Consider the following 26,655-nt stretch of genomic DNA (forward strand, 5'->3'; position numbering starts at 1 on the left):
CGGCAAGCGAACGCTTGCCGTTTTTAATGGTATCAGGTTGCTTACTGTGAGAAGTTGAGCTCGCCCATTGAAGATTCAGTCAATGAAACGCGGAATGATTGCCCCATAAGTTCATAAACGTTAAATCGGACAGTGTTCCAACTTTCACCGAAGTTATATTCAAATACACTGTCACCGGTTTCAAGGCTTTGCGACAGGGTCCATTCAGTGGCATAGCCTGTCATGCCTTGTCCAAAGTCCATGTATGGTGCATCTGCAGGTACACGGTAAGGGACAGTTGAAAGTTTCATCATGCCATTGAAGTGGCTGCTTGGTTCATCCAGCCAGTTCAAAAAGTAGCTAGCATGGACAAAACGGCTACGTGAAGCACTGTTACCGTTAGAGCCATACGGTAGGTTGCGGTCGGCACCTTCCCATGACGGCTTGACCTCTTTAAGGTTATCGATGTGTTCTTGCAATGAAGGATCATTGGTCATCACTGCAGCTTCTTCGCCACGATAGATTTTTAGGCCATCAGGATCCATCTCAATGACGGCTCGGTCGCCACTTTTATCTGTGATTGACCAATGTAAAACAATATCTGCAGGCATACCTTCAAGAGCAAGGTAACCATAGTCGAGATCAGGAATTGCAGTCACGGCTTCTTCCACCGAACCGTATTGGGTAAGAATGTACTCACTAAAGGTAAGTTGAGATATTTGGGTCTCTTTTGATACTTGCTCCATCGTCATTGGGCGGTAGTACAACGTGTTAATTTGTAACCCAGCGCTATTGACGCCATCGTGCACTAGCTCCAGTCCGTAGGGAAGTACCGCAACTGCGTCGTACTTAACGGTATACTCAACACCTGCACCGGGTCCTTGGATAAGCCGCTTTTCACCTTTGACGATGCCGCCAAGATCAGGATTTGTTGCTTCCATCCAATCATTAGTCCGAGAAGTGATCGTACCATGTGATTCTGTGTTCCATGCGATAGAAGTACAAGCATGGGCTGCGCTAGCGGAGAGACCAGCCATAAGAAGACCAAAAGCGATAGGTTTAAGATTCATATTGTTATTCCACGTAGTGATTGGGTACGCGGAAAAGAGTAATTCGTCTAAGAGAAAATCCAAACTCGCTATGTGATGATTAGATCCTCATACAGATTCGAGTGTCGGCGCAAATGCTTTAAACTGTTCAAGGATAAAGCTGGCGACGGGGCCCATCATTTTTGACGCTTGCCAAGACACAACGGGAAACCTTAGCGTTCCTTGTAGCGCTTGAATATCCATCTGAATTAAGTCACCGTTGTTGATCGCTTCGATGACAGCATGGCGAGGAAGGATTGCCCAACCTTCGCCGTTAATGAGCAGGGATGTCAGAATGCGCATTGAATCAAACTGTTGAATGTGATTTGAGGTGCAAATAGATCGGTCGATCCCACTGGAGTAAAAGTCAGTTAAGGTTAACTGGGGTAACTGTTGCAATGAAACCATACCTTGAGGTCGATGTAGCTCAACAAAGCTCGGACTTGCACAAAGGGTATAGGGCATACCTGCGATGTAACTAAACTCTATCGACGTTACTGAGTTGCCATTCGGGCAGATAACCAGCGCAAGATCAGCTTGGTTTTGTTCTAACTTAGACAGAATCTGTTGATTATTGTCCTTTCGCCAGTGAACACGGACTTTGGGATAGTGTTTGTGCAATGCAATCATAGTCTTAACAATGACGCTGTCAGGCAGTTGCTCGGAATAGTAAACATTCAGTTCTGTTTCGATACCTTTGGCTTGGTAAAGGCAGAGTTGCTCGAATGCGCTGGAAGCGACGGAGAGTGCTTTAGCCTGTTGATATAATGTCTCGCCTTGTAACGTCAGTGACGGATAACGGCCGCTTCTGTCAAACAGGGTCATGTTAGTTTCAATTTCGAGGTTACTGATGATCTGACCCAAGGTTGTTCTGTGCTTACCAAGCAACTTTCCAGCAGCGCTGAAAGATCCCGTGTCCGCGACTGCAACGAAAGCTTGTACTTGCTCATAACTTATCTTCATATTGCTGCTTTTCTTTCTTTATGAGGATCGAATAATCACAAGATAACACGAAGATGAGGTGGCTGAGTCTATTCAACGAACACTGATTCGCTGTATGTTAACGGTGTCACAGTGGTTAAAGTGAGCAAAGGCATCGAGTTCTAGATGCAAGGCATCTAAAAAATCCGCTTGCTTGACGTGAGGTTCGATACAGAGGTGGATGAGGTTGAGGGTAGCGGCCTTTTTGTCGACTTTACAATCGGCGCGCGCCACCAATCGTCCATCCCATAATACCGGTAAACTGAAATAGCCAAACTGACGTTTCGCTGCTGGGACATAGCACTCTATTTGATAATCGAAATCAAACAGTGCCAACGCGCGTTTGCGTTGTATGAGGAGGTTATCGAATGGCGACAATATTTTGGCTCGTTTTCGATTGAGACGCGAGCCTAACCGAGCTAAAGCGTCACAACTGGCGTAGTAGTTTTCTCCTTCGACAGTGACTTCACAAATCTTCGCTTTATCCAGTAACGATCTAACGGCATCGGAAACGGGTGTTTTTACGTCTTTCAATAGATAGCAGAACTGACCAAGTTGACCAATGCCGTGCGCTTTGAGATAGCGTAAGACGAGATACTCACCATATTCAAGCGGTGTTGGCAGACGCGTGTTGATCTCAGCGGGTAAAACGCGCTCAGTGAGATCGTACACCTTGTGGAACTGGCGTCGCTCGCTGATCATCAAATCGCCTTGCATAAACAGGGACTCGAGTGCCTGCTTGGTCGGTTTACTTCCCCAGCCTTGTACCGTTTTACGCTCTGATTCGAAATCCTTTGCCATCAAAGGACCCTCATCTTTAATGCGTTGATACACCTCGGCCATCAAGGCCGGGTTTTTCTTATACCAATGTTGCTGTTGGCCTGTTTTTAGTGCGTGCTTACGTGGCAGACTATAGCGATAGTCAGACATAGGGAGATACGCCGCTGCATGAGCCCAATATTCGAAGACGCGCTTGCTGGCAACGAGTTGATTGAGGTGTTGAGGCTTATAGCTGGGTGAACGAGACCAAAACACGTGATGATGGGCACGCTGAACGACGGAAATCGTGTCAATTTGGACGTAGCTCAACTGCGCTATCACTGCATGTGCTTTATCGAGTGCCGCACCTTTGGGGAGAGAGCTCAATAAACCTTGGCTGAGCAGGGCGAGCTTTCTCGCCTGATGAAGGGAGAGAGACAGCATAACAATCCATTAATAATAGGTTAAGGCTTCACTTGCGCATGCTTGAGATAGGCATGCAACTGGTCATTTTTGTATTCAATCGCAGAGTGAATATTGCTTGTCTTGTTCGCGACAACACAGTGGGTGTAACGGTTTTCACCCTTGAATATCGTGACATGGAGTAAGCCGTCGGCGAGTTGCCAATGGCCTTCAGTATGAAAACGATCAAACAAGCGAAACTCATCTAGGGTCCCATTCGGGTGAAAGTGCAGTTCAGTGATGTAGCCAGCGGTGCAGGTTTTTATCCAAAGCGTGTTTGCGACGTCTTCGGTTGTCATTGCTCTTTTCGTTTTCAGCCAGGCGTTGAATGCTGGTGTCGACGCCAGCGCATTGGGAATATCGGTAAGATCAACAAGACGTTGATCACCAGTTTCACGAAGAAACAATTGAAGATGGATGTCAGTCGTCATGGCGCACCGATACAAGCAAAAGTTGCATAGAGTATACCTGAGTCGGGTTTCACACCGGATACCGAATCGACACAATGTGATGGTCACCCAAGTTTGATTGCTTTCACCTATCGAATTCATAACTTCAAACGTTTTTATCTATCTACGTTTCGGTAGTACATTAACTACATCAACACGACAGCGTGTTTAACCTAAAGAATTGATGATAGAGAGGCGATTATGGCGAAGAACTTTATTGGCTTAGACAATGATAAAGCAGTGGCACTGGCATCTGAACTTAACGCGCTACTCGCGCACTATCAAGTCCTGTATATGAACGCGAGAGGTTATCACTGGAACATCAAAGGTGAGGCATTCTTTGAACTGCATGTGAAGTTTGAAGAGATCTATACAGATCTTCAAACCAAAATTGATGAGCTCGCAGAGCGTATCCTGACGTTGGGCCAAACCCCTGACCATGCCTTTAGCCGCTACCTCGCCGTGAGCGCGATTGAAGAACATCAAAATGCCACATCAGGAAAAGCTTGTGTTGGTGGTTTGGTCGAAGGCTTCAGTGCATTACTCAGTAAGCAACGGGTTATTCTAGAACAGGCTGGTGAAGCCAACGATGAAGGGACAGCGGCATTAATGGGTGACTATATCCGAGAGCAAGAAAAGCTATTGTGGATGCTGAATGCATACCTTCAATAATCGAAACGAAGAATTAACAAAGCGGCCATCGTGCCGCTTTTTCATTGTCTACACAGAATGTTGCGACGGACTTAGGAAGTTTTCATCGCAGCACAGGATTGAAAGCCGCGCATATTATTTCTGTCATCCAGAACCACAAAGCTACCTTTCAGGCGAATAAGGCAAGGCGTACTCCAACTTGTCACAGCCTACTGAGCAACAGCGTCTTTGTTGAGAAAACCTTATTCACAAGAAAGGAACTGAAATAATGGAATCCATAGAGACAATGATCGCGGATGTACTTAAACGCGAGGGTGGTTATGTTAATCACCCGTTTGACCGTGGTGGACCCACGAAATATGGGGTCACGCAGCGAACGCTATCGCGCTATATTGGCCGACAAGCAAGCAGGGAAGAGGTGAAATCCCTTGATGTCAGCGTGGCAAAAGAGATTTTCTTACAAAACTACTATCTCAAACCAAGCATTCATCGCCTACCGCCAGAGATTCAACCGTTCATCTTTGATGCAGCGATTAATCACGGCCCGCGCCGAGCGATTAAGTTTGTGCAAAGCGTCTGTAACCAAGCGGCGGTATCGCGGGTGATCAAAGAAGATGGTGCGATAGGGCCAAACACCTTGAGTGCGGTAAAGGACACCCTTAATGCGATGCAAGGGCACTTTCTTGAAGCCCTAATTGAAGAAAGACGCAACTTTTATCACATTATTGTGGCAGCCAATCCCAGCCAAAAAGTCTTTTTAAAAGGGTGGGAGAATCGACTCGCCGAGTTTGAATCTAAAGTGAGGAGGCTACGAAATGCCTAACATCCCCTTGATTACCCCGATACTCGACAGTGCGGGGCGCTTACTCAGTGTGCTATTGGGCAGTAAAAGCGCGCGCGATAGCCATAAGCACATTGAAGCGATCGCCGATATTGACCGCGACGCCGCAACCTTAGCGCAGTTTGCGACAGAGTTTCATGCAAGACAAAACCGCACTGGGTGGGATGCATTTGTTGATGGATTGAACCGTTTACCGCGACCATTGATGACATTTTCTATCTTGGGTTTTTTCATCGTTGCGCCAATGTACCCAGATCACTTCTTAAAGATTGCACAGGCATATACTGCTATGCCCGCAGGCTACTGGGCCTTGCTTAGCGTGATCGTCGGTTTCTATTTTGGCGGAAGAATGCAGCTCAAAGCACAAGATTTTGCCGTGACCCAAGAGGCCCTCACTGCTGCGGGTATTCTAATGGAAAGAAAGCGCGATGAAACACCGTTTGAAGATGAACTCGAAACCACCGAATCATTAATGTACGAAGATGCAGTAAAAGATCCGCAAATCGTTAAACCCAATACGGTTATCGAGCGTTGGCGACGACACGGACCGAATCATTAGTGGCTCCTGCGCGTTGGCGAAAGAGTTAGAAAGAAAAAAGGTGATAAGCGTTCGGCTTATCACCTTTTTTAATGCTGCCTGTGCGGCAGTGAAGGTAACAATGACACAGTTTTTATCGAATTTTCGTTTCTTAGCTGCCTGTGCGGCAGTGAAGTTTTTAAAGTGTGGTTATATTTGAAAATCGAATTTCTTAGCTGCCTGTGCGGCAGTGAAGAATTTTGGCTTCTTCTTAAAAGAATACGGATTTTTCTTAGCTGCCTGTGCGGCAGTGAAGCCAAAGCCTGCATGACATATCGTGCAAATCTTTTTCTTAGCTGCCTGTGCGGCAGTGAAGTAGCGAGTTATTAAATAGATCCGTTTCTCAAATTTCTTAGCTGCCTGTGCGGCAGTGAAGGTCCATACGTAAGCGGTGGTATTACAGGTCAATTTCTTAGCTGCCTGTGCGGCAGTGAAGGTTAGTCGCGTTATTTGCAGTGTCATTCTGTATTTCTTAGCTGCCTGTGCGGCAGTGAAGATGAAGGACAGTATGACGATTGCCCTTTCTATTTTCTTAGCTGCCTGTGCGGCAGTGAAGGAAAGTGTAAAGTCCGGAATTGGTAATTTCAATTTCTTAGCTGCCTGTGCGGCAGTGAAGTGGAAAGAATACGCACTAAGATCATATTGTGAAAGAGCTTTTTGTGAAAATCGTGAGAAAACCCTTTTTTCAGGTTGCCGTAAGGATTTCTAAAAATCAAAAGCTTACAGACACTCCTAAAAAAAGGGTTAAGAAGGTTAGAACCAAGGCACCGTTTGGGTTTTACTTAGCCCATAGCTGTTAAGTGTGCCTTGTGCTGGGTGAGGCTGAAGTTCACCAAGCCCAATATAGACCCGCATCATTTGCTGACTCGATAAGCTTTTGAATTGCAAGAACGGCAGTTTGAGTGTTGCTTCTGCACTGTCAGGGATACGATGCAACGCCTCTTCCTCAGTGAGCCAACCTTTGGCGATAGAACGTTTACGTCGATTGTGAACCGATTTTTTCTGCACACGATAGACATTTCGGTAGCCTTTTACTTCGGTTGGCACGGCGGTGGTTGGGCTGAGTTCAGTGTAATCACCCAGCCCTTTTAACCAAGGCAATGCCATGAATTGGTTTAGGCCATTTTCCGATCCGTGTAAGCGCAAGACATCACCCAATGAGCGCTGATACTTGGGAAAGCTGACTGCTATCTCACCGGGTAAATGTTGCGAAACAGCACGATGAAACTTCGCAAACAGATTATTCATTAGGGCTGCGGCAGAAATTTCCGGGTCAGGGTTAACGTGGATATCGAGGTAATAATCCATACTTACTCTCCGAATACGCCGCCACGAATAAGCATCGCCATCACGTAATGCTGTTGTTCTTGTTCGGGCACTTGGCCTTTAAGCAACCAGTTATCTAACAAGGTATAGAAGTCGGTTTTTTCTTTAGGCTTACGGTAGGCGACGCCGCGATTTGTCACACTGCCGTACGGTTCGATGGCGATGGGGCCATAGGCATCTGCTTCTGGATACCAAGTATCAATTGTACGCAGCGCGTTGCCGATTTTCTGTGAGTGCATCGCCGCTTGGCCATTGAGTTGATAGAGGTATTTACTCTTGTTGCCACTGCCGGTATTCATCACTAGCTCTTGTGAAGGGAAGACGGTTTGACCATCGCCGAGTTGAGTAAAAGCCTCGATTTTTAACAGGGTGGCTTTTTCACCTAGTAAGCCTTGCGCGATGATATTGGCAATCTCTTCGACTGCAGAGTTGGCTTGATCAAAGTGTTTTAAGCTCAATGTGTGAGCGTCAAATACCCATTGTTGTTCTTCATGAGAGATCCGTACTTCTACTGCTTCAGCGCCAACACGATTTCGCCATAAGAAACGCCCATTGGCGAGGTTGGTCGCGTAACGCAGCGCGATGTGATGAAACCCATGCTCTGCGACGTATTCACGAATAATCCCTGCTAGGGCTGTTTGATACTCTGGGTTGTTGCAAGTTGAGGGCGTGGAGAGATCGCCCAATAGGCGCAGGGTAAATTGCAACTTCAGCGTATCGGCATCGAAGGGCAGAGCGGCGTTATCAACAGTCTGTAGGTTTGCTTTTTCAACTTCCGCATCTATTTTACTGGCTTTCGCCCCTTTAACTCGGTTTGAAATGGTGCCGCGGACCGATTTTTCAATCACGGGAATAGGTAGCCAGTTGACCGCTTTGTCACGCTGTTGCCAGCGACCAGAGAACATGAGTGCGTCAGAGCATGCGAGTTTTGATTCGAATGCTAAAACCGAAGGTGTAGTTAATTTAGTCATCTGTGTTTTCCTTATGCTTAAAAATCAAATTCGACAGCTTCATCAGACGTCATTGACCTCTGCGTGGTTGATGCGGTGTGGCAGACATAAAAAGGGTCGTGGTATTGGTAGCGCCATACCACCTCGTTGAGGTGAGCAATACGGCTGGGGCTGCCTATCCATTCGGCGACACTATAAACCGATTCGACAAAACTCACCGGTGATTGGGTATCCCGTACATTGGCCACTTCACCCGCGGGTAAGGTTGGAGCAATTTTCTTATAGCCAATTTGCACTGGAACGAGATAGCCGGGAAAAGGTTTCTCGACGCGATTCCATTCGACGGTGTCATTGCCGTCTGCGTCTTGGGTTATTTCACACGCGTGTTTGATGGCGGAGAAATCGAGCCAATGTTGTAGCGCATTATTGGGGCTCGACGCATTGAGCGTGGCGAGGTGATGGCTGGCATTAGCCAAAATAAATCCGGGGAGTAACTGACGTAGCGCGCGTTTGTGGTTGGCGTCATCAAACAGGTAACACGCGGCGATGTCGGTAATTACGCCGCCCGCGAGTTTATGCTGTTGGGCGAGTTGCTGAATGTAAGCAAGCTGCGTTTGACAGGTTTCCTCACTCGCGGTGTTTAATCCTTCACATTCAATAATCAGTGACACCGTGAGATGCATCCGACCCTCTTCAACAATGGGCGCGGTTTTACCTTCCTTGGTCAATGGGTTTCGCGTTAACGCAAAGCCGTATGGCTCATAAGGAGTGTCACGATGGCAGTGCACTTGGTGTTGATGACAAATTATCGCGCAACCGTGCAGTTGGAGTGCGTGCTCGCTTTGTTGCGCCTTACGAGACAGCGCATGGGTGAAGCCCAAAAAATGGCTGACGGCTGGAAATCCCCATGTCATACCCGCTATCGCATTGGCGTTTGCAATCGCGATGTGTTTGAGTACTAAGTAGTCCATTAGCTGACCTCCCAAAGCAGTTGTTTAAATTGTTGCCGCCATTCATCCGCTTCCCCAGCGCTAAGAGCAAACTCACGCTTGGCTGCTTTGACCACACTCTCTTTTAGCCAGAGTCCAAATTCGGCGCTCAATGGTTCACGCCAATCGCAATTCTCCTGCTGCCATTTGGGGTTATGTGGATCAATCCAGCGAGCCGCATGGGGTGATAGTTGTGGATGCGCGTCGCTCCAACCCGGCGCTTGGGTCTGCCATGGCGCGACTGCGTTAAACAGTGCCTCAGCAATTTCATCGACTTTCTGCGCGAGTTTTTCACGGTGGGGGAGAGTACTTTGTTCATGCATGTTTACTTTAATAAACCGCGCTAAACGATAGATCATCGGGCCAGCAACCCGCCGCAAGGTATATTGCTCAAAGATGACTGGGGTATTACTTAGCTGAGGGATCTGGGTTTGCCAGTGTGGTGCCCGAGCATCGAACAAATACGTTAAGCCGCCGCGACCAGAGTTAAGCTGCGAGATATTTTGTGGCTTAGAGCCGCCCGCCACTGTGATGGCTAAATTGGGATAGCCAATTAGCGTGCCGTCAGAGGCTTGCGCATTTTTTCGTGCCGTACGGATCGCCTTCATCTCTTGACTGAATCGGCTATGTTGAACCTGTTGATAAACAGCGTGTGATAGTGACGACGAGTAAACAGGCGCAAGCAAATGATAACCGGATGGATCTTCTTCAACGGTAAAATAGACTTGCTTACTGAGTGTATGGCTACTGGGTGCGCGATCGACCAAGGCCGCAGACAGCCCTTCTAGCCAAGCCGAAAGTTGTTGTTCATCACCAGCCAATGGACGCAGTGGCAAAGCATCGTTTTGCTTGAGGTACTCAAGCAGGGCGACACCCTCACTATCAGCCAGTTGCAGAAGCTTAGCGACATCCAGTGCGGCCGCGTTGCCTACCGCATCTACTGCGGGTTGGGCTAGGCAGAAGGTATCTAGGTAGCGTGGGTCACTGCCTAATTGCTCGGCCAATAGGTTGCTGCCTTTGGCCGCACTGTGGGTAAACTTTACCGCATGGGTTGCCATGCTTATCTGACCTGCACGTGTCGCTGCGCTGTCGAGCCAAGCACTGACGGTAAAATCGGCGTTTAACTTGTGTTGCTTTTCAGACAGCTTGGCGAGCAATGCGTTATCGTCGCTCGCTTTGCTAATCTCTTTATCGAGCGCCTCTTGTTTTAATGCCTTGCGTTCTGCGATATAGGCAACAATTCGCTCGGTGAGTAGTGATGGCATACCACCTCCTTTCAATAATACTGATTCTTGATTCTTGATTCTTGATTCTTGATTCTTGATTCATGATGAGAAAAACTGCCCCTCAAACAGCCCTAACAAGGGTGAGTAGCGCCACTTCTTCCCGCTGGTTAACTCGCGCAACTGAATGGTGCTGTAGCGGTGTAGGGCCTCTTCAAGTTCCAAATCTCGCTGCTCTGCCAAGTCGCTGACGAGTTCAAAAAGATTGGCTTGCCCAAGGACACTCACACCTTTGGCAAGCGTCACGGGCGGGATGAGCTCGATATTGCCCTGACTCTCAAACGCTTGAGCTAAATCGTCCCACTCTAATAACTTCACTTCGATGCCGTGCTCATCGATATCCAAAACGTACTCAATGTTTGAAGTGCTTTTGCGAAACCGGGTTTGGCGCTGAATCTCGCCAAACAAATGTGAATAGGGAGAAGTCCACCAAACCCGCCCCTTGTCACGTAGATTAAAGTTCAAGGCAAGATGCTCGAGCGCCACGAAACCTGCAGCGGTTTTGGTTTTACCGTTTGCCAGCGGATCGGGTTGTTTGACACGTGGAACTGCGCTGATGACATCAAGCGCATTGTCTGGCAGTAATGCAGGATCGGTGAGGTCGTGGCTTGGTAGACTTAGCCATTTTTCTTCTGTGTTCGGATCAGACTGCTTGGCGTAATACTCTTTTGTTGATTCAAAGCCCGGTTTACAAAATGCCGGAGATTGATTGTTGCACGCTTTAAAGTTTTTATTGAATACCAGAATGTTGGCTTCTTTTGGGGCGAGCTCGCGATGACGTTGGACGCGTCCTGCAAGCTGAATGATAGAGCGCATCGAACTTGGCTCGGCAATCGCCCAGTCATAGTCATGATCGCGGCCTACTTCGGCTACGGGGGTCGCCAATACGATGAAAATATGATGCTTTTCAGGGTACTCGGCGAAGATTTCTTGCACGGCTGGGTGTGTGGTGATCGGCGTATTCGGATCACGCTTAAGCAAGTTATCCAACTGGTTCTCAATGCTTGAGCGGACAATTAACGGGTGTTGGCTGTGATAGAGGCAATAGTGAATACGGGTATCTGGGGCAGGGGTGCGTGCCAGTAGCTGTTGCGCCACTGCTAACATGGGCTCTATGTTTGCCATTCGAACTAATCCAGCCGAAAAGGTTTTGCCGTTGTTATCAGTATGATGTTGACGTGCCAAGACTTGGCTGTGCGTTAAGATGGCCGTTGCAAAGGTATCGACTGGGTTTTCTTGTACATCCAGTGCTATGACCTTACCGCGATGAAGCGGAGCACGCGATGTGGAAAGATGGCTGACTCTGGTGTCCGTGAACGTATCATGCTGTTGTTTAAAGTCGTCTTTGTTGGCGACGAGCGCGCTGGTTGCACTAAACTCATCTACCCAAGCGGCGACAACGGCATTACTCGTCGCATGCCCATTGGCAGCATTGAACTGCATACGGCCATGTTGATAGGCGTCAAACAGTTCGCTAACAAGCGCGGGTGGCAGGGTCGCCGAGGAGAGGATAACGCGTGAGCCAAGCAGCCCAGCCCAGTAAACAAGTCGACACAGGGCGGGTAAGTCGTCAACACCAAAATCGTCAGGTTCATCCAGAATGAGGTCGCTGGTCATTAAGCGCAACATGGGGCCAATCTGACGCCCACCGCGAACGCCCTCTGTGGCGGGAATCAAGTGATCTAGGGTGCTGACGGATATCGGCGCACTGATCAACTTATGTAAACTTGCGCGACTGTGATCATCGAGCCAACGGTTTAAGTAGGTATTCTCTAGTTCACCATCGTACTTGACATAGTCATCATCAAACATCTGCTGTGATTCACTGCCTGTAAAGGTGTCTTGCTGTTTCTTGCCGTTGGCGTTTTCTTTGTATTGGTCATAAAGATCTTTCACTGCCTGCGAGCCGATGGTGACAGCAACTTCGTCAGGGTCAAGATGCAAGGCTTGTTGCAGCGCATCGCCTGTTTGCAAGGTCAATGTGCGTAGGCCTAGAGCAACGCTAAATCGGCACCCCTGATGTAAGTCGCCAAGTGCGTAAGCCATTTTTGCTCCGCAAATGGTTTTACCTGTGCCTGTCGAGCTCGCGAGCACGGCGAACAACCCTTGTGCTGCGGCGCGACTGCGCTCGCCCACGAGTGTTTCAAATGCGCGGTTTTGCCAACGGAACTTAGGCTGACTGACCCGTTTTTTCAGTATCGGGTGACGAATCAGCGTTGGTAACGCGCCGCGAAGGTTAGGCAGTACTTTTGCAAGCAGATAGGCGTTGTGCGCAACACCGACGCAGTGTTCATCAAGCTTCTGTTTCAGCTGGCGGGTTTGACGATCGGTGTTGGCATAGGCGTTATATTGGCTGTCTTGCCAATCTGTGTGGGCCTTATCTGACGAATAAGTGTGATCCGAGAGCATTAACACCATGCGGGCGAGGTGCATTGGGTAGGCACATTCAAGGCGCGCATACTCGGCTAAATTAGGTAGTTGCAGTGCCCGTGTTGCCAAAGAGATTGCTTTCGCCCGCCAAGTGCGGCTTTGCATGGGTAAGCCGTAGGGGAACACACTGCATTGCTGAAAAGTACTCTCGGAAAACTTGTCGCTTTTATGGTTACAAGCGTTCCATTCGACGCCGATCTCCTCTGCTACCCAATTGTCAGCTTGGTCCAGTTTGGTGTTCGGAGGATTTTTTCCTTGCTGCTGAGGTAAACGATGGTGAGAAACGATTAACCATGCGATGGCGGCGGCGAGTGGGCTGTAGGCGGCGATATCACCAAACGTGACGCTTTTCGTGAGTTTGTACTTTGCCAATAGATCTTGGTCGCTATCTGCTTTGAGTTCGCAAAGCGCATTGAGCCAGACTTTATCGTCACGCTCAGCGACAAACGCCAAAAAGAGCTGCATGGAAATCCACTCATGACGAAATGGCTCAAACCCTTCCCCTTTACCGCGTAACTTACCTTGAAACAGGGCATTGGCTTTACCAAAATCATGAAACAAGCCAGCGATGCCTGCCATAATCGCGATGGCCTGATTACTGTGCATACTGCTTTCATCGCCTGCTCGCAATACATCTCTCTGAGTACGATTCGTCGGCACTGTGCCTTCGAGATTAAATTTGCTGCGTTTACCCACGACCCACATCAGTTCTGTGTGGTTCTTACCGTAGATACGATAACAAGCTACGGCGGTATTCTTGCGGGCACGTTTTTTTAACAACATGCGCAGGGTTTTCATGCCTTCATAGGTAATGGGCGTCTGCCAGCAGCGCTGTCCTTTGCGCTCACCGAACTGGTCCAGCACCCGACGAGTTTCAACCAGTGCTTGCTTACTGCATTCGGAGATAAGCAGAATATTCATTGTGTTATCTCCGCGCAGCGTTCAGCTGTGTCTTGCAATGTCTCTATCATCACATCAAGGGCGTTACCCGCACGTAGTTGATTAAGGCAGCGCTGACGAAACTCTTGTTCATCATCGCCTGCCATTGCCGCGATGAAGGCTTGCGGTAACACCAATGCATCCTTAACGATATCAGCGACATCAAACACTAAGCCGCCACGTCGAGTCTTACCGTGTAAGATTGCCAATCCATGCGGTAGACCGATTACCCAACAGGCAGTGGCGCCAAGGCCATAAGCTAAGTAGTTACCGTGGTCGAGAAACTGATTGGCAACATCGTTACTGTTGCCACGTTCTGAACGGGTAAAGTCGCCGTAGTCAACGGCTTGGCTAGCCAGTTTGTAGAGTGTTTTTGTGGTTGTTGCTTCGAGCAACAAGAGGTCTTGGGTTGTCTCACAATCGGTAAGTAGGCGCTCGAAACGCGCTAAGACACTGGTTAACTGCGTTTCAGGAACAGGAAACTGCTGTTGTGTTGATGCTGCTAACCAGTGTTTTTTAATCATCGCAAGGCGCACTCGTTGAAAATGCTTCGCAGCGGTTAAGCGTTTTGCATCATCAAACCAAAAACTGACCCATTTTTGCAGGTATTCGGTTGGGCGATATTCTGATTGTGGCGTTAACCATGACACCTCTACGTCGACTTCATTTCCTGTGAACAGTGGTGAGCCCCCGCCGCCGCAAAAACCAACAAGGACACCCGCTTTAGCAAGCTCTCGCATGGCGGCTTGTGTCACGGATGTCCCCGTGCCTAGCAAGATGGCAGTGGTGTTCGCAATCGGGATATTCCAATAAAGACTCTCTTTCCCTTGGTCGGTGACATATTCCACACGCCCGCCGTTGACAAGCACGCGACAGTGTTGCAAGTAATATAAGTTTGCCCGTTTCGAGTGCAGGATGGTTTTCATTTCACTGGGTGTGAAGTCTTTCATACAGGATGCTCTTGTTGGTGGTTTCATGCAGTATTACGCGTCATGCATTGTGAAGCGATATGGTGATTTATCCATGTCAGATAAGCTGACTTACAAAACACCTAAATGGGCAAAGTGGTTAAAAACACCACGCTTCTACGTCAGATTTATTGACTATCACCAATTGCTGCTCGATTTCACTTAGTGCGGTATAGGGAAAACTGATCCCCATTTCGTGCAGTTGATAAGTGACCATTGCGCGCTTGACCGATAGGGTAAGTCGGCCCTGAATCATGGCATATTCATCGGCAATCAGTTGTTGCCTTAGGGCATCGAGCCTTGGGTCAGGGGCAAGAATGATATCAACCTGCTCTTGCCAGTGATGGTCGATAGGCAGGTCATGGCAAGATTTCAGATCGTCGATTTCGGCGTCCGTGATACGCGTTAAAACAAAGTCACGGTACTCGCTTCGCATAAAACACCAAGCGCGTATATGCCAGCGTCCTGCGGCAAACACTAATGTTTGAGGTGATATCAAACGTTCTTCTGGCTTGCCTTTCATCGCGGTGTAACGGATATCGACCGCTTGTTGACGGGTAAGGGCAATGGAGACATCACGAAGAATGTCGGCGTCTATATTCCGTGCCGGATGTTGTGGTCGATAGGTGTTGGCAGAGAAGGCGGTATTGCCGAGCAGCCAGTTGAGGTACTGGTGGGGGCTTTTGTTAATGTAATGGCAACTAAACTCACTATTGGCGAACCAGCGATTACCCGCTTGATAAAAATTATCAGGATGGGCTTCGCGATAATGCTTGAATATCTCACTACCACGTTGTCGAGAAACCGCGAACGTATCACTGAGCTCATTAATCGCAAGGTGCACTTGCCAGTAACCGACCATTTCGATGTAGAAAAAGTGCTTCTCTTGATGCTTGTGGGGTGCCATCGACGTCCTTGACTGTTTAAATCTCCATGTCAGTTTATCTTACGGGTTTAGCGCAAGCTGTTATGCATCTCGGGTCACATTTATCGTCTTGACAAAACAAGCGCTTGTAGATGTCGTGACAGTGAGACAACTTGGTTGATAGAAGTCCGTTGAGTTAACAAAGCAGATAGGAAGAGGCTGCCTGTGCGGCAGTGAAGGTGATGTGATACCATCAGACGCGCTGTCTGTATTTCTTAGCTGCCTGTGCGGCAGTGAAGAGCCACCGATGACGCCCGCAAACACCCCTTCATTTCTTAGCTGCCTGTGCGGCAGTGAAGCTTTCTGCTCTGGCTGGGTGGGTTTGCCTCTGTTTCTTAGCTGCCTGTGCGGCAGTGAAGTGATACATCTCAGGCGCTGCGGCTATTAAGTGTTTCTTAGCTGCCTGTGCGGCAGTGAAGTCGTATATCGAGATACTTACTCAGGCCTACCATTTCTTAGCTGCCTGTGCGGCAGTGAAGAGCTTTCTCTACTGACTTGCGGATTTCTGTTATTTCTTAGCTGCCTGTGCGGCAGTGAAGACAGCCATTATGTATTACAAATTTAACGGCAATTTCTTAGCTGCCTGTGCGGCGGTGAAGTCCTAGCGCGCCTATAGCTGCATGCTGAAACATTTCTTAGCTGCCTGTGCGGCAGTGAAGATGCCGCCTATTAAGGACAGTTGCGGCTGTCGTTTCTTAGCTGCCTGTGCGGCAGTGAAGCCATCACCCAGTTTTCGAGGAAATACTTAGCATTTCTTAGCTGCCTGTGCGGCAGTGAAGGAGAAACATTGTCATAATCGATATTTCCTTTTTTTCTTAGCTGCCTGTGCGGCAGTGAAGAAGGAGCAGGAATTTAATGATGCAATATCTCATTTCTTAGCTGCCTGTGCGGCAGTGAAGGTCGATAAATATCAGGGCTTTTCTTAGATGTTTTTCTTAGCTGCCTGTGCGGCAGTGAAGCTGGTTCTGTTTCTTCTGTACCTAAAATTTCTTTTCTTAGCTGCCTGTGCGGCAGTGAAGCGTACCTTTTTGTGTAATTTCGCCCGTATTAGTTTCTTAGCTGCCTGTGCGGCAGTGAAGTGAGCTATGCGCGCTTAGCTTTGATTTTGACGTTTCTTAGCTGCCTGTGCGGCAGTGAAGCTGGCAAATGTCGCTCACGCCTTTAGCTGTAATTTCTTAGCTGCCTGTGCGGCAGTGAAGAACAGCGAGCGTGCGGTCTTCTAACAATGCACTTTCTTAGCTGCCTGTGCGGCAGTGAAGCATCACAGTAGTAGTAGCTTGTTTTTCCAGTATTTCTTAGCTGCCTGTGCGGCAGTGAAGTGGACATAATTAAACCTATCTGCTTGTTGTTAAAGAGCATACATCACAATAACGGCCGAGAACCCTTTTTTTGGGGTGGCAAAACCGAGCCCAAGAATCAGTAGGTTAGAGCGGCAAATAAAAAAGGGTTGGCTCGCGGTATACGTATCCGGAAGAGCTATGATACTGATAATGCGATGATGGTGTTGAAAGAGAATTCTCACTTTGGCATGAAAAGTGATTGAAACCTTGAAAAGCAACGCTAGAAATTCGCCCGCAATTGCGGGCGATAGTCACTTCCCAAGGGGCGAGTTTATAAGGCTCACCATATTTGTAACTTCTTTTTGATTTCTTCGACTAGAGCTTCAAAGCCGCTTTAGCCCCCACAGTAAGTACATACCACCAATGATGGCAGCGACCATTCCTGCGGGAATCTCGGCAGGATAGAGCCATTGACGGCCAAGCCAGTCAGACACCAACATTAATACCGTCCCCACCAGCGCGGCGCAAAGCAGGTGTTGGTGGGCTCGACTGAATCCAAATAAACGCGCCATATGGGGAGCCATAAGGCCGACAAAACTGAGTGGGCCGACGATTAACGTTGCACTGACCGTTAAGCACGCGGCGAGGACAAGCAGAAGGATACGAGCGCGGCTGACATTGATGCCCAGCGCTTTTGCGTTGGGTTGGCCAAGCGGTAACAAGTCTAGCCAGCGTGCGGCGAGAAAACTTAAGGTGACAAGCACCAAAGCGGAAATGACTAACGGGGTCAGTGTCTGCATGTTGACGTAGTATGTGGTGCCCGCAAGCCAAGATAAAACTTGATAGGCGCGAGGGTCGCCGCCTGCGAGAACAAAACCTTGAATCGCGTTCATCAGCGCTGTAATCGCGACACCTGTGAGTAAGACCCGTTCCGGTTGAAAACTACTACGCCGATTGAGAAAGACTATCAAGGCCATGGCTCCAAGAGCGCCGAATAACCCCCCGGTGTACATGCCAATCAAACTGGTTCCAAGACCCGTGAAAACCGCAATGATCAACCCTAGCGCGGTACCTGAACTGATACCTATCACTTCAGGGCTTGCCATTGGGTTGCCACTTAGCCGTTGGATAACGGTGCCAGCACTCGCTAGCATAGCGCCAGCGAGGCCCGCGGCAAGTAACCGAGGTAGGCGCCATTCGACAAGATGCCAGTCTTCTGTTGTGAATAGACTTGACCAACCTTGGTCTTGTATCGAAAACGTAGTGAAGACGATCAACCCAACAACGGTGAATACCGCTGCGATGGCAACCGCGTGCTTACTCAGTTTTTTGGGCTGGGTTGTTTGTCGGGTGAGAACGGTCTGGGTTTGGGCTTGATTATGTGTTGCGAGTTTAGGTAATAGCCATAGTAACAGAGGTGCACCTAAGGCCGCAGTGGCAGCGCCTGTCGGTAAGAACATGGCGATAAGCCCCGGCATGAGTTGGATGATCAAGTCGGTAAGAGTGAGCAATAACGCACCAATCAAGATGGAAACAAGCAGTTTCGGTAACAATTTATGTATGCCAAGTAGGCGGGTGATAGCCGGTGCAGCGAGACCAACAAAGCCAATCACACCGACGCTTGCGACTACCCATGAGGTTAAAATGACTGCAAGACCGAGACAAACGATACGCAGTTTTAACAGTGAAACACCGAGGCTTTTCGCCCCTTGCTCAGAGAGTGCTAACAAGCTTAAAGGTCGCAACACCAATAGAGTGGCAATAGCGGCAACGCTAAGACGGGGAAGTAAGTAGACGACATTATCCCAGCCTGTTTGCACTAATGATCCAGCTCCCCAAATCATTAAACCCGACAGCTGTTCTTGGTGCATCATTAACAGTACCGTTGTTACCGCACCAAAATAGAGATTAACAACAAGGCCAGAGACAACAACGACAGTGGGTGAGAGCGCTCTTCGCCATGATAGTGCAAACACCAGCGCCATTGTGATGATGCCGCCCGCTAGCGCGACACCACTTTGTGAAATCTCGATCAACCATGGGGCATATAATGAAGCGAGCATTAAACTGAAGCTTGCACCACTGGCAACACCGAGTGTGGAGGGAGACGCTAGCGGGTTTCGTAATACTTGCTGCATCAACACACCGGCGATGGCTAGCGCACTCCCTGCCAAGAGAGTCGTGATGAGTCTTGGCCACCATGCGAGGTGCAAGGTAATGGAATGATTTGATGTCCAATCTGCTACCCACATACTGGACCAATAGCCTTGAGTGAGGGGGTTACTTGCAACATGCAGTCCGAAAACGGCAAAAAAGAGCACAGTGAGTGTGCCAATCATCAGGTAAGCACGGCGGTTCATTGTGGCCCTCTTTCTTTACTGGTCTGAGATACTTTTATGGCTTGGAAGAGCAGGGAGGCAAATCGTGTTGCCGATGGAATCGCGCCATAGCTCCAGACCGAATCAATATGGATGAGTGAGCCAGTACTTTGCGCGATAATTTGTTGCCATAGCTGGTCATGCTGGAGTCTTTTTTCAGCGCCTGCGGGGAGAGGATCGACAACAACAATGCGTGCGTTAATGCCTAGGAGTTTATCGATGCCGACGAGTGAGAATCCCCAATGACTGGTGCTCTCTTTCCATGCGTTATGAAAACCAATTTGGCGCGCGCTAATGGCGTATAAGCTATTTTCGCCGTAGACACGAACATGCCGGGAGTCCATAAATTGGATGATGAGCAGAGGTTCGTTAGGGGTATGATTGTTGGTTTTGAGGTTCAAAAATAGATCTTCAGCGTCTTGAATTAAGGTTTCGGCTGCCCCTTCAGCATTCACTTCTTTCGCTAACGCGCGTGTATAGGTTTTCAGCGCCAGCCAGTTAAGCTCACCTTCTTTGTAAAGTGGGATGTTTTTCACTGGGGCAACACGGGATAGCTGATCCGTTAACGCTTCAAACATGGGAGAGATAAAAATGGTATCGGGTGCTAGCTCTGTCAGCCGCTCCATATTGGGCTGGCTTCGCAAGCCCATATCCGCAACGTGATTGGGAATGGGTGGCGTCTTGACCCAGGCGTTGTAATCTACTTGCTGCGCGGTCGCTAACGGTGTGACACCTAATGCGAGAAAAGTTTCGGTTTGGGTCCAATCAATGACGGCAATTGATGGTGATGTCGATTGAATAGAGATGCCGTGTGCGCCGCGCGTTTCTGCATAGGCTTCGCTGAAGCAGCAAAGCGCTAGGCCGACAAGAAGCGACGCTGATAATCTCTTTTGAAATGTCGATAGGTATATCATCTCGACCTCTTATGATGGCATGGCGACAGGATAGCCCGCAGGGTGATCGACAATATGCATATCACATCCGAATATAGAGTTGAGCTGCGCTTCTTGGAAAATGGATGCGACGGAGCCTGAAGCAATCAAGTTGCCGGAGTGAAGCGCTACAATTTCATCACAAAAGCGCGCTGCCATGTTGATGTCGTGAATCACGATGATGACGCCCAAATTAAGCTTATTACTCAGCGATTTAATGAGGCTAAGCATTTCGACTTGGTGCGCGACATCGAGTGCAGATAAGGGCTCATCGAGAAGCAAAAACGGCGTTTTTTGAGCAAGTAACATCGCGAACCAAAGGCGTTGTCGCTCTCCGCCTGACAGTGAATCAACAAGTCGATGAACATATTGAGTAGTGTCTGTTAGCGCCATCGCCTCATCAACGATAGCATGATCAGTTTTTGATAGTCTTCCTAAAAGGCCATGCCAAGGGTAACGGCCAAAGCTGACGAGATCACGGCCTGCAAGACTGTCGGTGGTTGGCAAATGCTGAGGCAGATAAGCGACATGTTGTGCAAAGGCTTTGTCTGACCATTGCTTAACGGGCTTCCCTTTCAGTAAAACATTACCAGAAGAGGCTTGTTGTTGATTCGCAAGCAACTTTAACAAGGTTGATTTTCCCGAACCATTGTGGCCGACAAGGGCATAGATTTTGCCCGGTTCAAATGTCTTCGAAAAGGCGTTGAGCAAGGGGCGTTGATCGATATTAAATTGCAACGCTTTGGCTTCCAGCATGGTGTTTCCTTTCTAGCACATCACCGTCATGAACAAGTCCAAAAGTAGAAATAAGCGGTTGATAGGTCGACTACTTGCTACGCGATGGCCTTGGCAATAATGCGTAAGTTGTTAATAAGTGGATTATCAGCGGTTTATATATTAGCGCAACTGATAATGCCAATAGTTATCATTTTGGTGCAGAGTGATGCGGACGTTTTTTCGAATCAGTTTGAACGATAGAAGATGAGCGAAACCCTTTCGTGGCGGTGTCTAGAGCAGTGCGAACGATCAAGGGTTGGGACAGAAATAGTGAGATCACCATTGCGATATTTTTTTAAAATAATTGCTATTTGCAATTGATATCTTGTCCTAATAAGCTATTTATCAAAGAATAACTCGCCAAAAACCAAGCATGTCACAGCAATTTTTTGAACAACTTTTTGAACATTCGCAGCAGGTGTCGCCGTTCCTTGTTGGGTCCATTGGCCATATGCCGGCAGAGAGTTTACAACTGGGTGCTAACGATGGAGAGAAGATAAAACAGCTCTATCAAAACATTGCCAAAGCAAACCCAGAGGCAGGGTCAGCCTACTGGTTAACACGTACATGGGACCTTCTCTGTTGGCAACCCGTTTATGTCGCTTTTCTTTCTATCTACGGTTTTAAAACACTGCCGGATATAGCGCGAATGGGGCAATCCATTAGTCTTGATGGTGTCGCAGGTTTTCAATTTTCGGATAGGACGCACACGCATGGTGATGAAGAGACGCTGATTCCACAAGCAGGCGAAGGGCTCAGACGATTGTTTGAACATTATCGCGAGGCGGTGAGTGAATGGACCCGCATTCGCCCTGGGTTTACCCGTCATCTCTTTGCTGATTTGATCTTAGCGAGTTTAGTAAAGCTGCAACAGTTTCTACCTCATATTCCGTCCCTATACTTGCGAGAACAAGGCCGACTTTGGTTAGACGCCTGCCAACTGCCAATGAAATTACTTGATAGCCTGCGTGTTGATCCTCGCACCGATAGACTGAGCTTGGTGAGAACCAGTTGTTGTTTAGTTTACAAGTGTGAAGGGCAAGCGTTATGTCTTGACTGCCCGAGACATCCGCAGAATCGAGCTTAAAGCCTGGGTGAGACGGTAGCTTAATTTCATGGAAGTTTCGAACTCATCGCATTGTTTAGATTCTAATTTTCCTTTTCCTGTTTTAGCGATACACGTTAAGTAGACTGATTTTCCATCACACTGAACTCAGGAGGGAAGGGAGTGGATAATCAGCAAACGCTAATAGGAATTGATCTTGGCACCACAAACAGCGCAATAGCCGTTTGGCAAGACGGCGAAGCCATTCTTGTACCCAATGCGTTGGGCGACGTGTTGACACCAAGTGTGGTGAGTATTGACGATGAAAATAATGTGCTTGTTGGTGACGCAGCGAAGTCTCGAATGTATACCTATCCTCGTCAGTGTGCGATGGCCTTCAAGCGCTTTCTCGGCACAGAAAAGCGCTATAAATTAGGGGATAAGCAGTTTTCACCTGCAGAACTCTGCGCGATTGTTCTCCAGTCGCTTAAATCTGATGCAGAAAGCTATCTCGACCAGAAGATTAAAGATGTTGTGATTTCTGTCCCCGCCTACTTCAACGATTTTCAACGTAAAGAAGTCCGGTATGCCGCTGATCTTGCAGGTTTGAATGTTGTTAGATTGATCAATGAGCCTACAGCGGCTTGTATGGCTTATTCGCTTTATGATAATCAAGCGCGAAAATTTATGGTGTTTGATCTTGGTGGCGGTACGTTCGATGTCACTATCGTAGAGTATCAAGATAGTATGATCGAAGTCTGTGCCTCCACAGGAGACAACTATCTTGGGGGCGAGGATTTCACCGCCGATCTCGTCGATGCGGTACTAGAGAGATTGGGGTTAGAGCGTTTTGATCTTTCTCTCGCGGATTTAAGCCGTATAGGCGCTGTTTGCGAACAGGCTAAATTAGCGCGCCGTGAAGGCGTAACGGTTCAATTAAATGATCCTTACAATGTGGAGCTACATTTTGGTCCTCATGATTTAGAAAAAATATGGCAAGGAACGCTACAACGGTTAAGCAAACCCATTATTCAGGCGCTTGAGGATTCAAGGCTTTCAACTGATGCGCTCGATTCGCTTATTTACGTTGGAGGATCAACCCGTTTAAGAGAGGTTCAGCAGGCGGCGACAAGATTGTTTGGTCGCTTTGGTGAAAACCGTTTGGACCCAGATCATGTTGTGGCGCTAGGCGCGGCAACGCAAGCGGCATGTCGTGCACGTGAAAGCGATGTTGAAGAGTTGATATTGACTGATGTTTGTCCATATAGCATGGGAATAGCGACGACATCGCATGGCCATCAAAATGGGCACTATTTCTCCCCTATTATAGAGCGAAATACGGTCATTCCGACCTCCAGATCCAGTATCTACAATACTGTTAGCGATAATCAACGCAGAATCTGTGTTGAGGTGTTTCAAGGCGAAAGTCCTTGGGTGAAAGATAATCTGTCTATCTCCGAGTTTCACGTTGATGTTCCGCCGGCGCCTGCGGGGCATGAGCGTGTCGAGGTGCGCTTTTCCTATGATATCAACGGACTGCTAGAAGTCGATGCAACGGTGCTTTCAACAGGGAAACACTATCATCGTATAATCGATCAATCTCCAAGTGGAGTATCTGAGCAAGCACGAGCAGCATCACTAAAGCGATTAGCGTTATTAAAGCAACATCCGCGAGACAGCCTACCTAACATCGCATTACTTGAAAAACTCAATCAGTTGCATGCTGAAAAGCTGGAAGAGGAACGCGAATGGTTAAATCAAGTCATTCGCTATTTCATCGAAGTACTTGAAGGTCAAAACCTCAAAAAGATAGATCAAGTGCGCGAAGAGATCACACTTAGGTTAGCAGAGTTAGGTTATCGCTAGCAGTGAGGTCGCGCTCTAGCATGTCAAACAAAGGGTATTGTAAAACACCCTGTATGGCGCTATCAGCGTAGTTGCTGCGACAACATGCAAGTGCCGCGTTTGAAGGCTTTACTTTCCCATCCTCTTGCGGTGTTGAGGCGAGTAAGTGATCGACTTGTTATAAAGTAGACTAGCATCAAACCTATCATTGCGAATCCGCTATTAAAGAAAACAGTACCAATTAATAAGGGGGTTATTACTATCCACATTAACACTCGCGAACTCTGAACTAGCAGGTTGCGGCAATAATACCAACAAAACCCAAGATGAAGTGTGCACTGTAGGGCAAGTGTGAATGGAATTGAAATACTGTTCTCTTCCCCCGTGAATAAAATGGCAGGCGCGATAAGTCCTGTAATCAATATCGGGACAATGAAGGACAGTAGGCTCAGGAAACGAATTGAGTGTGATATTTTTACGTTTTTTGCGATCTTGTCCTGACGGAGTGTTTGATCACACTGCTTCTCGAGTTTATCAATGCAAAGTCGGGTTAGGTTGGCCTGCAACGTATCATCGCTTGATTGATGAACTTGTTTCAAGAGGCTGATATTTATCCCTTTGCTATCGGCTCCGTGGTGTAGCATCGAGATAAGGTAAGCGAGTGCGACGTGGTGTGGGTTGTCGCTTGCCGTTAGATTGACTTCTCGTAATGTTTCGGGAGAGGCGATATTACTGTGATTGGCGCTATATTGACTAAAAATGAAGTCGCTATGTTCAGGCCCGCATTCAAGATGGCCATATCGCTCAAAAAGGTGCTTTTGATACTGGTTTTTGAACTTGTGATATAGCGGTGACAAGTTAGGCTCGGTTAAAAAAGCCTGCCATGCGAGTAACTCGGACACATAATTTTGTTCTGTCTTCGCACGTGTCGCTAAACATGCGAAACCAAACGGGCTTTCAGTTGCGAGTAAGCAAAGATCATCATCGCTTCCATGTTGAGCATGGTGCTGAATGAGTCTATCTAGTATTGCTTCGAGCACAAATTGGTCAGAAAACGCCAGCATCTTCTCAATTCTCTCGGTAGTTACATCGAAATGATGATAGAGATACGGCTCGGCTGCTTTTAAAGGGCTCGTGTCTAGTTCAAGAGGTAATTCTGGCAAAAGCTGTGTCTGTTTGTCAGATGGTACGAGTTGATGATAATAGGCGTTTAACCAAGAGAATAATCCTATAAATGCCTTATTGTAAGCAGGCGAAGTCAGTTGGAACTCAGTGTTAGAGAGTCGATGTAATCCAAGTTGTGAAGAAAGTAAGCTCCGAGGCTCTTCGAGTAACACTGCACTGGAAATAAGGCCGTGGTTACATAGTGCTTTAAACCAACTATCAGGCAACAACGGATGCTGTCGATAAATCTCTAGCCATTGTTGTTGTCCTAATGCAGAAATCTCAAGTGCACTGGGTGGCTCGATTTCAAACCACTGGTCAGATTGATAGTGTTCCAGTTTTGCTTGCAAAGAGGCTGGAATGGGCGATTTTTCATGTTGTTTTGTGTACCAAGCGCAGAGTAGTTGGTACAGAAACTCGACGGGTTTCGGTGTTTTATCTGACAGGGTTATACCGTTCAATGACGACTTTTTCTCAGCGTAATTGCCAAACTGGGCGAGCCATAGCGCTTTAAATAATTGATCAAAGTCGGTTTGAGAAGGTAAAGCCTCGACACTCGTTAACTGGTTCTGTGTTTTTCCATGTAAAAACAATTCTATATGTGCGTAACGTGGATCGTCATGTTGATCGCAAAATTGACGCAAGTGATATTGAATTCGCCAAAACCCAGGCACTTGTGGAGCAAGCAGCTGTTGAATATAAGCGCTGAGTAATGTGTATTCACTGACTTCGTAGCTTAACCACTCGCAAAGATGTTCTGATACCAAATCAAATGCACTCAGCTCCAAAAGTTTTTCAATCACTTGATAGAAAAATAACTCTTGATCCAGCGCGCGGCATGCCCAGGCAATATAGTGCCATTCGTCACGAGTGAATATCGTCGCTGGCAAGGTCACTAAGTCTTCTATCAGAGAAAGCAGTAAGGTTGATGATCCATAGCCTGTCGCGTAACAGCAGTGTATCAAGCCAACAAGTACTTTTGGGTAAGCGATGGTTGGCAAAACGGTGTGTTGGTTTAGCGTATATCTCAAAGCATGAGGCTCAAGTGCAGCGAGCATTTGGGTTAAGCGATGGTAATAGTTAAGTGTAGTCCGTTGAATATTAATCGGTAAATCGGCAATGACTTCTTGTGGTAACCATTCTCGACGACGCATCCATTGCTCTAGATATTCAGCCGTTTCGTAGTCGTTACGGTCTCCTCGCTTGAGTTTATCCCATCCTAATGGGCGCCAGAGTCTCGTGATGATTGAGGCTGATAACCAAGGCGATTTGAGTACTCTATCTCGCACAGTCGCACTGACTTCAGCTTGGGATGAGAGGGAGGCATCTTGAAAGTTCACAAGCCAAGATTGCCAGTTTTCTATCGGCAAGCCGTGCTCAATAAGTGCAGTTGCCTCTTCGATGAGTGTCTTTGATGAAATGTAATCTTGAGTCTTAGGCGTATCGTGTGCCTCTGGAACGATGACCGCTTCTTGCTGAGTCGCGCTCAATGCTTGATCGTAAGCCTTTCTCAAGGCCGCGAAACCCGCCGGGTCATCTTCGGGGTGGCAGTATCGCAATTTTTCACGGTAGGCTTTTTTAATTATATCTTGGTCGATGGTTGGCGAAATATCTAATGTTTTCCAGAAGCTCATCAT

Annotated in this window: 20 protein-coding genes and 2 CRISPR repeat arrays; of the genes, 5 read left to right on the top strand and 15 right to left on the bottom strand. The window is 47.8% G+C overall.

The features are described from left to right. Window positions 1-41: 41 nt before the first annotated feature. From TSUB_RS20315 to TSUB_RS20330, 4 genes are all read right to left on the bottom strand, one after another. Window positions 42-1,049 carry a linear amide C-N hydrolase gene (locus tag TSUB_RS20315; RefSeq protein WP_087018383.1) on the bottom strand — a complete coding sequence of 336 codons (1,008 nt, stop codon included), beginning with the start codon at window positions 1,047-1,049 and terminating at the stop codon, window positions 42-44. A gap of 87 nt (window positions 1,050-1,136) precedes the next feature. Further along, window positions 1,137-2,030, bottom strand: a complete 894-nt coding sequence (locus tag TSUB_RS20320; RefSeq protein WP_087018381.1) for a LysR family transcriptional regulator — start codon at window positions 2,028-2,030, stop codon at window positions 1,137-1,139. A gap of 72 nt (window positions 2,031-2,102) precedes the next feature. Then, a complete protein-coding gene (locus TSUB_RS20325) occupies window positions 2,103-3,251 on the bottom strand; it encodes a winged helix-turn-helix domain-containing protein (protein WP_087018379.1) in 1,149 nt (382 codons plus the stop codon). 20 nt (window positions 3,252-3,271) lie between these two features. After that, on the bottom strand, window positions 3,272-3,700 hold the full coding sequence (locus TSUB_RS20330; RefSeq protein ID WP_087018377.1) for a hypothetical protein: 429 nt from the start codon (window positions 3,698-3,700) through the stop codon (window positions 3,272-3,274). A gap of 219 nt (window positions 3,701-3,919) precedes the next feature. Between TSUB_RS20330 and TSUB_RS20335 the strand changes: the two genes are divergently transcribed. The 3 genes from TSUB_RS20335 to TSUB_RS20345 all read left to right on the top strand — a co-directional run bounded on the left by TSUB_RS20335 (window position 3,920) and on the right by TSUB_RS20345 (window position 5,769). After that, complete coding sequence (locus tag TSUB_RS20335) at window positions 3,920-4,390, top strand: Dps family protein (RefSeq protein WP_087018375.1); 471 nt, start codon at window positions 3,920-3,922, stop codon at window positions 4,388-4,390. Window positions 4,391-4,637: 247 nt separating this feature from the next. Continuing rightward, a complete protein-coding gene (locus TSUB_RS20340; protein ID WP_087018372.1) occupies window positions 4,638-5,192 on the top strand; it encodes a glycoside hydrolase family 108 protein in 555 nt (184 codons plus the stop codon). Then, window positions 5,185-5,769 carry a 3TM-type holin gene (locus TSUB_RS20345; protein WP_087018370.1) on the top strand — a complete coding sequence of 195 codons (585 nt, stop codon included), beginning with the start codon at window positions 5,185-5,187 and terminating at the stop codon, window positions 5,767-5,769. The genes TSUB_RS20340 and TSUB_RS20345 overlap by 8 nt, the downstream gene beginning before the upstream one ends. Window positions 5,770-5,835: 66 nt before the next feature. Next, a CRISPR array of direct repeats spans window positions 5,836-6,403; the repeat unit is 28 nt; unit sequence TTTCTTAGCTGCCTGTGCGGCAGTGAAG. Between the two features lie 137 nt (window positions 6,404-6,540). On the opposite strand, the gene cas6f is transcribed toward TSUB_RS20345, so the two are convergent. From cas6f to TSUB_RS20395, 10 genes are all read right to left on the bottom strand, one after another. Beyond that, entirely contained in the window at window positions 6,541-7,095 is a 555-nt protein-coding gene (gene cas6f / locus TSUB_RS20350; protein ID WP_087018368.1) for a type I-F CRISPR-associated endoribonuclease Cas6/Csy4, read from the bottom strand. A gap of 2 nt (window positions 7,096-7,097) precedes the next feature. Continuing rightward, on the bottom strand, window positions 7,098-8,084 hold the full coding sequence (csy3, locus tag TSUB_RS20355; RefSeq protein WP_087018366.1) for a type I-F CRISPR-associated protein Csy3: 987 nt from the start codon (window positions 8,082-8,084) through the stop codon (window positions 7,098-7,100). A gap of 17 nt (window positions 8,085-8,101) precedes the next feature. Continuing rightward, on the bottom strand, window positions 8,102-9,034 hold the full coding sequence (gene csy2, locus TSUB_RS20360) for a type I-F CRISPR-associated protein Csy2 (protein WP_087018365.1): 933 nt from the start codon (window positions 9,032-9,034) through the stop codon (window positions 8,102-8,104). Beyond that, window positions 9,034-10,317, bottom strand: coding sequence for a type I-F CRISPR-associated protein Csy1 (gene csy1 / locus TSUB_RS20365; RefSeq protein ID WP_087018363.1), 1,284 nt, complete (start codon window positions 10,315-10,317; stop codon window positions 9,034-9,036). The genes csy2 and csy1 overlap by 1 nt, the downstream gene beginning before the upstream one ends. A gap of 60 nt (window positions 10,318-10,377) precedes the next feature. Further along, entirely contained in the window at window positions 10,378-13,686 is a 3,309-nt protein-coding gene (cas3f, locus tag TSUB_RS20370; protein WP_087018361.1) for a type I-F CRISPR-associated helicase Cas3f, read from the bottom strand. Beyond that, entirely contained in the window at window positions 13,683-14,654 is a 972-nt protein-coding gene (cas1f, locus tag TSUB_RS20375) for a type I-F CRISPR-associated endonuclease Cas1f (RefSeq protein ID WP_202819737.1), read from the bottom strand. The genes cas3f and cas1f overlap by 4 nt, the downstream gene beginning before the upstream one ends. Window positions 14,655-14,772: 118 nt before the next feature. After that, window positions 14,773-15,579, bottom strand: a complete 807-nt coding sequence (locus tag TSUB_RS20380) for a helix-turn-helix transcriptional regulator (protein ID WP_087018359.1) — start codon at window positions 15,577-15,579, stop codon at window positions 14,773-14,775. A 229-nt stretch (window positions 15,580-15,808) separates the two neighbouring features. Continuing rightward, a CRISPR array of direct repeats spans window positions 15,809-16,916; the repeat unit is 28 nt; unit sequence TTTCTTAGCTGCCTGTGCGGCAGTGAAG. Window positions 16,917-17,260: 344 nt separating this feature from the next. Continuing rightward, window positions 17,261-19,237, bottom strand: a complete 1,977-nt coding sequence (fhuB, locus tag TSUB_RS20385) for a Fe(3+)-hydroxamate ABC transporter permease FhuB (protein WP_087018357.1) — start codon at window positions 19,235-19,237, stop codon at window positions 17,261-17,263. Continuing rightward, window positions 19,234-20,169, bottom strand: a complete 936-nt coding sequence (locus TSUB_RS20390) for an iron-siderophore ABC transporter substrate-binding protein (protein WP_087018355.1) — start codon at window positions 20,167-20,169, stop codon at window positions 19,234-19,236. Before TSUB_RS20390 ends, fhuB begins: the two co-directional genes overlap by 4 nt. Before the next feature lie 9 nt (window positions 20,170-20,178). After that, on the bottom strand, window positions 20,179-20,943 hold the full coding sequence (locus tag TSUB_RS20395; protein ID WP_087018353.1) for an ABC transporter ATP-binding protein: 765 nt from the start codon (window positions 20,941-20,943) through the stop codon (window positions 20,179-20,181). A gap of 394 nt (window positions 20,944-21,337) precedes the next feature. Here TSUB_RS20395 and TSUB_RS20400 point away from each other — a divergent pair, with 394 nt between their 5' ends. Both TSUB_RS20400 and TSUB_RS20405 read left to right on the top strand, forming a co-directional pair. After that, window positions 21,338-22,051: a siderophore ferric iron reductase gene (locus tag TSUB_RS20400; RefSeq protein ID WP_087018352.1), complete on the top strand. Its 714-nt coding sequence runs from the start codon at window positions 21,338-21,340 to the stop codon at window positions 22,049-22,051. A 141-nt stretch (window positions 22,052-22,192) separates the two neighbouring features. Then, window positions 22,193-23,875 carry an Hsp70 family protein gene (locus TSUB_RS20405; RefSeq protein ID WP_087018350.1) on the top strand — a complete coding sequence of 561 codons (1,683 nt, stop codon included), beginning with the start codon at window positions 22,193-22,195 and terminating at the stop codon, window positions 23,873-23,875. Window positions 23,876-23,937: 62 nt separating this feature from the next. On the opposite strand, the gene TSUB_RS20410 is transcribed toward TSUB_RS20405, so the two are convergent. Next, entirely contained in the window at window positions 23,938-26,655 is a 2,718-nt protein-coding gene (locus TSUB_RS20410) for a J domain-containing protein (protein ID WP_087018348.1), read from the bottom strand.

The sequence above is a fragment of the Thaumasiovibrio subtropicus genome, from assembly GCF_019703835.1.
Classification (GTDB): Bacteria; Pseudomonadota; Gammaproteobacteria; order Enterobacterales; family Vibrionaceae; genus Thaumasiovibrio; species Thaumasiovibrio subtropicus.